A 12889-nucleotide genomic window follows, 5' to 3' on the forward strand; every position below is an offset into this window, starting at 1 on the left:
CACGGCATAAAGTAATCCGATGAAAAATCCATCAGAATAATTTATGCTGTGCCCCTTTTTAATTTGATTGAATGTGGCATGGTATAGGACCAGATAAAATGCCGGATAACATTCAGAGAACACAACTACACCTGCAGCAACAGAACCTGTAAAAGCAGAAAAAGCTTCCGCATCCCAGATCAAGATCAGCTGGACAAAAGATGTTGCAGCAAAAACAGGTTATCGTGTTTATGTTAAAGCTGGACATGCAAAGAAATGGACAAAAGTTGCAGAAGTAAAATCAACTAAGACATCCTTTACATTAAAGAAGCTGAACGGTAAGGCACTCAAAGCAGGTACAGATTATCAGTTCAGAATTACTTCTCTTGTAAATAACAAAAAAGCAGAAGGCAAACAGCTTATTCTGAAAGCTTCCACAGCACCTGGTAAGACAGGACTTACAGCTAAGAAAGTCAAAAAAGCAACAGCTCAGATCAAATGGAAAAAAGTAAAAGGAGCTTCCGGTTACGAAATCCAGATGAAGACTTCCAAGAAAGGTTCTTATAAGACTGTAAAAATTACAGGAAAGAAAGCATCTTCCTTTAAACAGAAAGGCCTTGGAAAGACAAAGAGAGCATATTATCGTGTAAGAGCATTCAAAGTAGTAAACGGTAAAAAAGTAAACGGCGCATGGTCAACAAAGAGTGTAAAACTCAGATAAAAGTAAACGCTGATTACTGGTAACAGAAGTAATAATTAACATGCAAACAGGATCATCACAGATTTCACTGAGGTGGTCCTGTTTGTGAAGAAAGAGGAAAAATGAAGAAAAAGAAATTAATCTGGTCAAAACGTACACTAAGTTGGCTCCTTGCAGTCACATTGGCCGGAATCAGTCTGACGCTTCCTGTGCAGGCGTCCGATTTTACAGATGAGACAGCTGTAGAGGCGGCGGCAGACAATGAAACAGAAGTTTCAGAAGATACCGGGGAAGAAACAGAAAGTTCGGAAGAGAGTATTCTGGAAGAGGATATTCCGGAAGAAAATATTGCTGAAGAAGAAACTGAGATTACAGAAGAGGAAGACTCAGATTCTGATGAAGAAAGTGAGACAGACTTTGATGCCGGAGATTCGGAGGAAGAGTTTTCAGCAGAGGAAGAAAACGCAGGAAATGACTTCAGCGATACAGATAACCAGGCACTTGCCCGTGAAGGTGCGGAACTGGCAGTAAAGCATCAGAAACAGAAATATGCGTCAGGTTTTACTTACAAAGATATATGGGGAATTTATACACTTCTCCGTCATGGTGAAACAGTTCCACAGAAGCAGAAAGATGCGTTTTATGATGAAGTGGCTGCCCAGGTAAAAACATGGGACAGAGATACAAAACCTACATACCTGGCGGGGGCAGCCCTCGGTATAACAATTATCGGGAAGGATATCACTGATGTAGAGGGCGTAAATCTTGCGGAACTGATGTACAATGCATCGGGGCTTACAGATGGTTCTAATGAACTGACCTGGGTTCTTCTTGCACTGGATGCAGCGAATGTCACGATTCCTGACAATGCGAAATGGAACAGAGAGAAGATGGTAAACGCACTCATTGACCGGTTCCAGAATCCGTCAAATGGAGGAATCGGGCTTTTTGATAACAGAAGCGCAGATGTTGATCTTACAGGAATGGCACTTCAGGCACTTGCAAGGTACCGTTACAGTAGTGAAAAAGTCAGCACAGCAGTAGACAGGGCACTTACATATTTAAGAAATCAGATGACAGATGACTGTGGATATAGAAATTCATATTCAAAAGATGGAAATCCAAATCCAAATTCAACAGCAGAAGTACTTCTGGCAGTTGTATCTCTTGGAATAGATCCGACATCAGAAGAGTCCGGCTTCGGATCTGAAAAAAAGAATATGATCACTCATCTTATGAAATATGCTGTCACAACAACAGGCGGGGAAGGATTTGCATACACCACAAGCACAGGCAAAAAGGTAAATGACATGGCAACGTATCAGGTACTTGAGGCACTGGATGCATATCTTATGTTTGTTAATGAAGACAGAGGATACTGGGATCTGGGAGGAACCAGCCATGTTGCTCACAAATGGACGGGGGAGATTGTTGTAAAACAGCCGACCTGCACAGAAAAAGGAAGCAAAGTTTCAGTCTGTTCCATATGTGGACAGAAGAGAACAGTGTCAATTCCTGCAACAGGCCATAAGTGGAGCCAGTGGCAGATTGTTTCTAAGGCAACTGTATTACAGAAAGAAATCCAAAGACGCAGCTGCTCAGTTTGCAAAAAGACAGAAACCAGAGAAGTCGGAAACAAAGTAACACCGACTGCAAAAATATCAGCTTCATCATTGCCACTTAAAGTGAAACAGACAATTCGCAATTTCAGAGTTACAGGAATGGTAAAAGGTGATTCTGTACAGTCCTGGAAATCCAGTAATACAAAGATTGTAAAAGTAACCGGAAAGGAAGACGGAACCTGCAGAATTACAGCACAGAAGCGAACAGGTAAGGCAAAGATCACAATAACGCTGAAGAGTGGTCTGCAAAAGGTCCTTACAGTTAAAGTCCAGAAAAGTGCGGTAAAGATTAAAAAGATCAACGGATTTAAGGATGGAAAAAAATCCATCATACTGAAAAAGGGACAGAAATATACTTTGACTCCTCTTTGCACACCAATTTCCTGTGTACAGAAAGCAAATTACACAAGCTCCAATAAAAAAGTCGCAAAAGTAGATTCCAAAGGCCGTATCAAAGCACGGAAGCCTGGAAAGACAATTATTACTATTAAAATAGGAAATAAAAAGGCAAAATTCAAAGTTACAGTAAAAAAATGAGGTCTTATGAAATGAAAAAAAGAAAAAAATGTCTGCTGTCAGTGATTCTGACAGCGGCAGTTCTGTCAGGATGCAGTTCAGGAACTGTAAAACTGGAAGACGCATTGAAGAAAACCGTATCATATGAGCAGGAAACAGTTACTTCTCCGACATCGGATACACATGGAGGTGAGTGGGTAGTTATCCCACTGGCACGGTCTTCTCAGAAAGTTGACAGGGAGTATTTTAAAAAATATAAAGAGAATCTTGAAAAAAAGCTGGAGGAGCAGAATGGAATTCTTAGCGACTATAAATATACAGAATATTCCCGTGCGGTACTTGCAGTAAAGGCAATAGGAAATGATCCCGCAGATATTGGCGGCTATGATATTCAGAAGCCTCTGGAGGATTTTGAAACAGTTACTTCACAGGGGCTGAATGGAGCAATTTTTGCACTGCTTGCACTTAATGCAGACAGAAGTGATATCAGTGGCGAACTTGAACAGAAATATCTGAATTATATTCTTCAGCAGGAAAAAGCAGATGGAGGATTTTCACTTGATAATAATGCAGAAAAGGGAGATGCAGATATCACGGCAATGACACTTCAGAGCCTGGAACCATATCAGAAAGATAAAGATGTGAAAAAGGTTACTGACAGAGCAGTGGACTTTCTGGCAGATGCGCAGGATGCGGATGGAGGATATAAGGCTTATGGAGAGTACAGTTCTGAGTCTGTATCGCAGGTGATCATAGCCTTAAGCACTCTGGGGATCGACTGTAACAGTGATTCACGTTTTGTAAAAAATAAAAAAGGTCTGTATGACATTCTGATGGAGTATTACCAGAAGGACGGAAGCTTTTCGCATACACTGGACGGGAAGTCAGATCCTATGGCTACAGACCAGGCATTCTGTGCACTTGTGTCGTATGAAAGATTCAAAGATGGAAAAAACAGCCTGTATAATATGACTGATGAATGAGTTACTGTTCACTCCGTTCACAGTAACATGAATGATCCACAATGCTGCAGGAACGATAAAATAAATTGAAAATAACAGAAAAAGTGCTATAATTGATTTAATAGAGAAAAACAATTACCGGTTTTGAGTTCCCGGAGTAATATCTGGGCTGAGAGGGAATCAGGTGAGAATCCTGAACAGTCGTGCTACTGTATTTGCGTAGGTGTTTCATTACCATTGTACGAAGACGGTATGAGAAGGGAAACACTGTGATTGCATAAGCCAGGAGACCTGCTTAAAATTGTAGCCATTTGTTACACGATATAATAAATGGATCGGGACGTTGTTTTACATAGACAGTCCTTATTCAGACAGGGTGTAGCAGGTAATGGTTGAAGGATAAGCAAGGCGTGATGTTCTGAAGAGGATGTCGCATCTTTTTATTATTAAGAAATATTTTCATCATGCAAGCCGGGCATACTACAGGAGAGGAAAAATGGGAATCAAAGGCATTTATACCAGAGAAGATGCAAGAAAAAATAAAGAAAAAAAACTTGTGATTGGGGAGAATTATCATTGTATTGCAGAGGGAGCTTTCCAGAATAATATCAAGGTAAGAGCATTGTATCTGGACAGAAATGTCCGCGAGATCAGACGAAAAGCTTTTCTGAACTGCACAGCTATCAAAAAAATTGAAATGCCTGGAGTACGGGTTATTGGACAGGAAGCTTTTGGGGGGTGTGTGAACCTAACAGGGGCAACTCTTCCAGATACAGTAGAAACAATGGGAAATTCAGCCTTTTCCGGATGCAAACGGCTGACGTCTGTTCAAATAGAAAAAATGAGTCAGGATATGGTGATAAGACGGGACACTTTCCGTGACTGTGTCAGCCTGAAAGATATTCAGCTGCCTCAGAAAATAAAAACAATAGAAGATTTTGCGTTTTATAAATGCCAGAACCTGTCAGAGTTTTTCTTTTCGAAATGTATTCGGGAAATAGGAAATTCAGCATTTTATGGATGTGGTTTTACTGAACTGGAATTGACTGATGGACTGGAAAAAATTGGAGACAGTGCATTTTTGAAATGTCGAAATCTGGAATATGTCAGAATTCCTGAAAGTGTGAAGATTATAGGAAAATGGGCTTTCCATGGCTGCAATCGGCTGAAAGTTATTGAAATTGCCCACGAACCGGAAAATATAGGAGACTGGATTATTAATCGCAGTGTTACGGTGCGTTGCCATAAGAGCGGAAAAGTAGATAAGTATTGTAAAAAATTTCAGTTTAAAACAGAATATCTCAGTGAGAAATGAAAAATTGGTAAAATGTTAAGCTAGTAAAAAAACAGGAAGACATACTATGAGGATGGTTATTAATTTGTCGAAAAATGTCGAAAATTAAAGAAAATAAGAGATGAAAAAAGATTGAAAAAGAAAACCAGAGGTGTTACTATAAAATCAAAGCATATTTCTAACAGTTCAAGGCGATTTAGCCATCTCTTTTCTAAATTCATTTCAGAAATTCGTGCTTTTAAATTCCAATAAAAAATAAAAGCAGGGGTTCTGAATAATAAAATAAAGCACAAAATGTTCTTTGACTCCTGCAAAACAGGAGGTATGCCTATGGCAAAAAGAAAAAACAAAAAGCAGGCAATAATGAAGAAAACACAAGATACCGGTCAGTACCTGACAGCGAACAGAAATTACAAAGATACCGTGTTCAGATTACTGTTTTCTAACAGGAGAAACCTGCTGTCACTTTATAACGCAATTAATGGAACAGGGTATACTGATCCGGAAGAACTGGAGATTGCGACACTTGAAAATGCTATTTATATGGGAATGAAGAATGACCTGGCATTTATCATTAATACCAACTTGTTTCTTTATGAACATCAGTCAACATATAACCCGAATATGCCGCTACGAGATCTTTTCTACATATCCAGTGAGTATCAGAAACTGGTGAATAATAAATCACTTTATTCATCGAAACTGCAGAAGATTCCTGCACCAAGTTTTGTGGTATTTTATAATGGAAAGGAAAAAGAAGAGGATACCTGGGTGAGTTATCTGTCAGATGCATATGAAAACCAGGCAGGGGAGCCAAATCTGGAATTGAAAGTGATAACGCTGAATATCAATGAGGGACATAATAAAGAATTGATGGAACAGTGCCGGACACTAAAGGAATATGCACAATATGTAGAAAAAGTAAGGAAATATGCAAAAGATAAAGAACTGGATACAGCAGTAGAAGAGGCAGTAGATGAATGTATTCAGGAAGGAATTCTCGCAGAATTTCTGAGAAAACATAAGTCGGAGGTTAAAGCGATGAGTATATTTGAATATAACAAAGAAGAAGAGGAAAAGAAATTGCGGAAAGCTGAATATGAATATGGATATGAAGGTGGATTTGAGGCTGGACAAAGAGATGGATATAATGCCGGACAAAAAACCGGGTATGAAGCCGGACAAAAAACCGGGTATGAAGCCGGACAAAAATCGGGAATAAATGAGGTAATTGTTCGTATGATAAGAAGTAAAAAATACACAATCGATGATATTGCAGAAGTTTCTGGTGTGAGTGTAAAAGAAATCAGAAAAATTGCTGAGTCAATAGAATAAAAGCCTTTTTATTGCTGTGAAAATCGACAAAGGAATTGTAAATTATCTTATACAGTGGTATAATTAAATCCAATTAAAAAAGAAAAACAATTACCGGCTTTAAGTTCTTGTATTTTTTAGATTAAAAGGGAATCAGGTGGAAGTCCTGAACAGTCGTGCTACTGTATTTGTATATTACATAAGTCAGAAGACCTGCTTAAAGTTGCGGCTATTTATTACACGTTATGGTAAATAGATTGGGACATTGTTTTAAAATATTTTCATATATTATGGAAATATAAGCTATTGCGAATATAAGAAGCAGTAGTAGCGAAAGTCCCAGTTCAGGTATGCTGTATCCGGTAAATATAACATGGATAAACCAAGGCGTAATGTTCTGAATAAGGACATTACGTCTTTTTTGTTTATAAAAAAATCAAAAGGAGGAGCAAGAGTTGAAGAAAAAAGAATTATTCAACAGACTGACGGCGGTTTCTATGGCTGCAATGATGACCGTGACTATGCTGCCGGCAAATGCCTTTGCATCAGAAATCGATTTTGCTGATGACGGGCAGGAAGTAACAGCAGAGGTGGAAGCAGAGGATGATTCCAGCCAGGAGGCAGATGCTGCTGATATCGACGAAACAGAAGTGGCAGATGAAGCCACAGATGAGATCTCAATTGCAGAAGACAATGAGGAAGTATCAGCAGATGAAGGCTATGAGGATTTCAGCGATGAGATGGAGGCAGCTGGGGCTGAGACAGATGATGCAGCAGATGATACTACATTATCGGATGAGCAGAAAGCATTAAATGCTGCATATATTAAAAATAAAGATGCAAAATATTTTAATAATCCGGCTGCAACCAAAAGTGAGGATGGCCTTACATATACAGTTGCTTTGAAGAATCCTACAAATAACAGCAGTGTAAATGCAGTGGCATTTAATAATACTCCGATATCAGGTTATACATTTGGTGTGTATACGGATACAGAATATAGTAGCTGGATTAAACTGGTTGGAACATCAAGAGTAAGGATTTTAGAACGTCCTGCATATGCTGATGGTGCCAAAACTGTCAAGATATTGCTAGCACTTTATAAAACATCAGGTGATAAACCAGCAGCTGGAAGCGATATAGCAACTGCAAAGAAAACAGCTGCCGGATATCTCGAATTCAATCTTGTAATCCAGCCGAATGACCCTGCCTATACCATGGCATTCAAGGTTCAGAACAGCAAGACAAAAGAAGAGATTACAGATGCTGCAATAACATTTGAAAAAGGCTATTCAACTGTTTCCCCAACAGACAATGTATATAAAGTAGAAAATGGTTCTTCATATACTGTTACTGTAAAGAAAACAGGATATAATGATTATAAAGAAGAATTTACATTTACCGGTGATCCTAAAAACATCAACAGCACAAAGGTTATCAACATGAAACCAGTTGTTGAAAGAACGGTATCCTTCAAAATTGTTGACGAGAATACAGGTGAAGAGATTCCAGGTGCTGCTGAAAAGCTGCAGGTAAAAGAAGGCTACTCTACTACACTAAAAGCTGAGAATGACGGTACATACAAACTGACAGAAGATAAAAAATATAATTATTCTGTATCAGAAATTAAAAATTATAAGAATGTTTCCAGCACAGATTTCACTGTTACAGAAAATGACTCAGGCATGATAACTATCCCGATGGAAGTGGATATCTCTGAATACAAAGTAACTATTCAGCCGAAAGACGGAAATACAGAGATTACTTCTGCTGCAATAGAAGTTAACAGTGTTGAGATTGACTGGGATGATGAAGAAACAAGGAAGAAAGTGGATGCTCAGGCAGATGGCACTTATCTTCTCAGAAAAGGCACTAAGTACGAATACGAAATCAAAGCAGACGGATATAAGGCCGCTAAAGGAAGTTTTACACCTTCTGGCAACGATGAAAACATTACACTGCCTGTTCGCATGATAAAAGATGCGGAAGTATCTGAAGCAGACCAGCAGAAAGTAGATGCTGTTAAAAATAAATTTGACAGTGAACTTGGTGCCCTTTCTGTTCGATACAGTGAAAACCAGAATATCATTGAAGTTATTAAAAAGAAAATTGCATCATATACAGATATTGATACAACTGGTATAGAAACATATCTGCTGACATCAGAAAACATCAATGTGATAGGACTGGATGGAACTGTTCATTACAGAGCAAGAAAAATGGAAACTGGTTATGGTGTCAACAGTCAGTCTCTGGATGTTACTTTCCAGTTTGAATTGAATGGCGCAGTTGCAACTGCGACCCGGAGAATCATTGTAGGTTGGGACTGCAAGTATTTCAATAATCAGATGCAGGCAGAGTCAGAAAAACTGTCCTGGAATATGATCAAAGGTTCCAATGAAGATGCAGCAGCGGTAACAACCGACCTCAGCCTTCCACAGTGTATGAGTACCAGTGCAAAAACAGCATGGTCCGAGATTACATGGGAATCTTCCGATCCGGAAGTAATTACTTTTGAAGATACCGGTTATGGAATGATTTCTCCGAAAAAAGGTGTGATCCATCCTCGTCCGGCCGATACAGAAGTAACACTGACAGCTACATTCAAAGCAAATGACACACTGTTAAATGGCAATGTAGAGTCTGTAGATGATTTTGCAACATACACCAGAGAATTCAAGATCACTGTAGAAGGCACTCATATCGCACCGCCTACAGAAGAAGAACTGAAAGCTATCCTGGATAAATATTATACAGCAGACAGTATCAAAGATTTTGTAACAGATAAAAATGTGGATCTCAGTAATTGTCAGTCCGATCTTAAGCTGCCAAGATACACACGAATCAAAGATGATGACGGAAATCTTGTATTCAATAATAAAGAGATTACAGTAACTTCAGAGAATGAAGCAATCTCCATCAAACCATATTCATACAGAACTTACACAGATGTCTTCTATGATAAAGATATCACAGGTGACCTTGTGGTAACATTTACACGTCAGGGTGTAACTGTAGAAAAGAGAATTCCTGTAACAGTCAAACCTCTGTCAGAGGAAGCACTGGATGCAGAAGTTGCAATGATGGAGCAGGCCAAATTACATTACTTTGACGGAATCAATGACAGCGCAAATGTAGACAAAGACACTGTTAAGGAAAATCTCCATGCATTTAAAGAAATGACACTTGATGCAGCAGGAGAACCGGTATGGGCATATAATGTTAACGATGTAAAAGGAACAGGTATCATTGCTGATGATCTGTTTGATGATTCATGGATCATGGAAGGTGCAGGTTTTAACAAGTTCAAATCCTCCAATCAGGCAGTCATCACACATGACAATCTTCTGGTTCACAGAAGAGAAACAGACGAAGAGATTACAATTTCTTCTGTACTCAGTAGTGAGAGATATGGCGTATTTGCAAAGAACCATCCGGAAAATGCAAAACTTCAGAAACTGTATAAACAGCCTGTTTCTGTAACTGTAACTGTAAAAGGAACAAAAGCTCCGGCAGAAGGTCTTGCTGATCTGATCACAAGCACAGAAAAACTGTTAGGCGAGATCAAAGAAGGCAAGGAGCCAGGACAGTATCAGGAAGGAACAAAAGACAAACTTCAGGCAGCATTAACGGCAGCAAAAGAAGTACAGGCTAAAGAAGATGCCACAGATGCAGAACGTGAACAGGCGATCAAAGCGCTGAAGGCAGCAGTAAAAGAAGCAGAGGCAGCACAGAATGTTGTAGTTGCCGATGTAACAGTAAGAGTAAACCAGGCATCAGGGCAGCTTCCGATGGTTAAGAAACTGTCCGTAAAAGCAACAACAGCTGAATCTTACGGTTATGTAAAACCGGAAGAAATGAAAAACAAAGTAACAGCAGCAGATGCGTTCTATGCAATGAATGCAGCTGTATATGGTGAAGATTTCGAGAAAGAACCTGAGAAGTATCTTTCTATCGGTGAAAATGGCTGGGTAAATGTAATGTTCGGAAAGCCTGCATCAACAAGTAGCGGATACTATGTAAATAACGTATTTCCTGTAGATGAAAATGGCGTAGGAACAGTTGCAAATAACACTGTTCTTAAGAGTGGTGACGAACTGAGCTTCTTCTTCTACTCAGATACAAAAAACTGGAGTGATAAGTATCTCTACTTCAAAGACATGCCAGCCAAAGCAGAAGCAAAAGTTGCTTTCAATGTTACTCTGTTTGCAAATGGATATCCGACAGATACAGCAGTTGAAGGTGCAAAAGTAGCTCTCAAAAACACTGCAACAGGCGCAATTACAGAAGCTAAGACAAATGCAAAAGGTGTTGCAACGCTGAAAGCTGATCAGGCAGGAACATATCAGATTTATGTATCAGAAGCACCATATAAATATTATATTGTACCAAGTGCAGATATTACAGTTGCAGCCCATACACACAGCTACACATGGAAAACTGTTTCCAAAGCAACTGTATTCCAGCCTGAAAAACAGGAAGGAACATGCTCTGTATGCGGTGAAAAGTCAACAAGAACTGTTGGAAACAAACTTACAGCAACAATCAAACTGAATGCAAAATCCATTAAGCTTCAGAAGAAACAGACAACTAAGAAGATCAAAGTTACAATGGCAAATGGCGATTATGTTAAATCCTGGAAATCCAGCAACAAGAAGATTGTAACTGTTAATAAGAACGGTGTGATCAAAGCAGGCAAGAAGACAGGAAAGGCAAAAATCACAGTAACACTTGCAAGTGGTAAGAAAGCAACACTGAAAGTCAAAGTTCAGAAAGCTAAAGTAACAACGACCAAGATTACCGGCCTGAAATCCAAAGTGACAATAAAGAAAGGTGAAAAACTTGCACTGAAAGCAAATCTGAAACCACTGACAACACAGAACAAAGTAACTTATAAATCTTCCAATAAGAAAGTGGCAACTGTCAATAAGAAAGGTGTCATTACAGCAAAGAAAAAAGGTACAGTAAAAATTACTGTTAAGTCAGGCAAAAAGACAAAAGTAATCAAAGTAACAGTTAAATAATAAGAAATACAGGCAGGCTGGATTTTACTGACAAAAGTAGAACAGCCTGCCTGTTCTTATGTATGTTGGAAAAATCATGATTGTAACAATTATAAGAGAATGACCTATAGACGAAGAAATAAAAAGAGGGTATACTGTTTTTAGAAAAAAGCGAAATGAAAGGGGTACTATCCAATGTGGGAGAAAATCAGCAGGATACTGAAGGGGCAGATCATCACTTCCGTGCTTTATATTGCATTCGGAGTCTGTCTGGTGCTTATGCCTGTCAACATGGTAAACATTATCTGCAAATTTGTATTTGGAATATTGTTGATACTTGTAGGTATTTATCACATACTCATCTATGTGGCAGAGAAACTCAGCGCAACTATATTTGATCTGTTTTCAGGAGGCATACTTCTTGTATTGGGAATCTTTTTGTTTATGAATCCTCAGGTAGTAGTGAAACTTCTTCCAACCCTTCTTGGAACCTTCATTCTTGTAGACAGTATCTGGACGCTGAAAGGCAGCTTTCGTCTCAGAAAAAGAGACCAGGGAACTTGGAAAGCACTTCTTATAGGAAGTCTGATTTTTATTGCACTCGGTATTGCTCTTATCATGAATCCGTTTGCTGCAATAAAATATACAGTCATGTTTGCAGGAGGAATCTTTGTTGTTAACGGAATCACAGATGTTATATTCTGGGCAATGCTGAAACGTGGACTGAAAGAACTGAAACAGGATCTGGAAGCTGTTGACACGGAAGGCGAGTTTACAGAAGAAAATCAGACAGGCAGTGAATATGAGCACGAAATACAGCCTGAACCAGCCGAACCTGAACCAGAGTATGCACCCTGGAGCTCCAGAATGGAAGTCTGGAAAGAATCCGAAGAGGGAAAAACAGTCGAAGATCCTGAGCAGGACGGTGATACACAGGACAACTTAGAAGAAATATCTGTAACACCGGAAACATCAGAAAATCCGGACGAATCAGAAACAGAAGGAGAGGATTCACAGTCAGCAGATACATTCAGTGACCAGGAATCCGTACATCCAGACATGAACAATGCGTCAAATGTCGTATCGCAGGCAACCATAACCGACTCAGATCTTTCCGACACCAAAGACGAAAGTCTTTTATCAGTTTTCTCACGAAAACGAAAATCCCGTAAAGAAGACTGACATCAAAGATCAGCATAAAAATTGAGCTGTTACTGCACTGGAACCAGGCACATAAACCCGCATTTACTGACCTGAAAAACCTTGATCACTTATCACAAGCTACAACATAATACAGAACTCCCGTTATACATAAGCCCGGGGGTGTGAAGAGGGGACTGGCAAGGTCCCCTCTCATATTTTTTTCATTTTTTAAAATATAAGATTTCTAAAATATAAGATATTCTTAAAAAAAGAACACAAATCTTGATTTTTTATCATGGTGTAAAAACTCTCCAAAAACTATAATAAAATCAACTTAAAAAAGAACAAATTATACA

At 39.0% G+C, this 12889-nt stretch carries 7 protein-coding genes, 1 pseudogene and 2 riboswitches; all 8 genes and pseudogenes read left to right on the forward strand.

All coding sequences use genetic code 11. The features are described from left to right. Positions 1 to 157: 157 nt before the first annotated feature. Positions 158 to 361, forward strand: a pseudogene (locus ACTNB8_RS14005) (fibronectin type III domain-containing protein); the annotation flags it as partial. 156 nt (positions 362 to 517) lie between these two features. Further along, positions 518 to 700 (forward strand): hypothetical protein, encoded by a 183-nt coding sequence (locus ACTNB8_RS14010; protein ID WP_441055687.1) that lies wholly within the window; start codon positions 518 to 520, stop codon positions 698 to 700. Positions 701 to 801: 101 nt separating this feature from the next. Beyond that, positions 802 to 2838, forward strand: coding sequence for an Ig-like domain-containing protein (locus ACTNB8_RS14015; RefSeq protein ID WP_296156057.1), 2037 nt, complete (start codon positions 802 to 804; stop codon positions 2836 to 2838). An 11-nt stretch (positions 2839 to 2849) separates the two neighbouring features. Beyond that, positions 2850 to 3800 carry a prenyltransferase/squalene oxidase repeat-containing protein gene (locus ACTNB8_RS14020; RefSeq protein WP_441055689.1) on the forward strand — a complete coding sequence of 317 codons (951 nt, stop codon included), beginning with the start codon at positions 2850 to 2852 and terminating at the stop codon, positions 3798 to 3800. A gap of 108 nt (positions 3801 to 3908) precedes the next feature. Next, positions 3909 to 4092, forward strand: a riboswitch (cobalamin riboswitch). A 183-nt stretch (positions 4093 to 4275) separates the two neighbouring features. Further along, positions 4276 to 5094: a leucine-rich repeat domain-containing protein gene (locus ACTNB8_RS14025; protein ID WP_441055691.1), complete on the forward strand. Its 819-nt coding sequence runs from the start codon at positions 4276 to 4278 to the stop codon at positions 5092 to 5094. Positions 5095 to 5403: 309 nt separating this feature from the next. Next, positions 5404 to 6408: a hypothetical protein gene (locus ACTNB8_RS14030; RefSeq protein WP_441055693.1), complete on the forward strand. Its 1005-nt coding sequence runs from the start codon at positions 5404 to 5406 to the stop codon at positions 6406 to 6408. 84 nt (positions 6409 to 6492) lie between these two features. Next, positions 6493 to 6622, forward strand: a riboswitch (cobalamin riboswitch). Positions 6623 to 6842: 220 nt separating this feature from the next. Continuing rightward, the gene (locus tag ACTNB8_RS14035) at positions 6843 to 11411 is read left to right on the forward strand and encodes an Ig-like domain-containing protein (RefSeq protein ID WP_441055694.1); all 4569 of its coding nucleotides are present in this window, start codon (positions 6843 to 6845) and stop codon (positions 11409 to 11411) included. 174 nt (positions 11412 to 11585) lie between these two features. Continuing rightward, positions 11586 to 12572, forward strand: a complete 987-nt coding sequence (locus ACTNB8_RS14040) for an HdeD family acid-resistance protein (RefSeq protein WP_441055696.1) — start codon at positions 11586 to 11588, stop codon at positions 12570 to 12572. Positions 12573 to 12889 lie beyond the last annotated feature (317 nt).

This window comes from Blautia sp. HCP28S3_G10 (assembly GCF_052065235.1).
In the GTDB taxonomy this organism is placed as follows: Bacteria; Bacillota; Clostridia; order Lachnospirales; family Lachnospiraceae; genus Blautia_A.

Bases quoted from the DNA above. Each gene is read 5' to 3' on its own strand.
- ACTNB8_RS14010 (WP_441055687.1), top strand. From the start codon at position 518: ATGAAGACTTCCAAGAAAGGTTCTTATAAGACTGTAAAAATTACAGGA.
- ACTNB8_RS14015 (WP_296156057.1), top strand. From the start codon at position 802: ATGAAGAAAAAGAAATTAATCTGGTCAAAACGTACACTAAGTTGGCTC.
- ACTNB8_RS14020 (WP_441055689.1), top strand. From the start codon at position 2,850: ATGAAAAAAAGAAAAAAATGTCTGCTGTCAGTGATTCTGACAGCGGCA.
- ACTNB8_RS14025 (WP_441055691.1), top strand. From the start codon at position 4,276: ATGGGAATCAAAGGCATTTATACCAGAGAAGATGCAAGAAAAAATAAA.
- ACTNB8_RS14030 (WP_441055693.1), top strand. From the start codon at position 5,404: ATGGCAAAAAGAAAAAACAAAAAGCAGGCAATAATGAAGAAAACACAA.
- ACTNB8_RS14040 (WP_441055696.1), top strand. From the start codon at position 11,586: ATGTGGGAGAAAATCAGCAGGATACTGAAGGGGCAGATCATCACTTCC.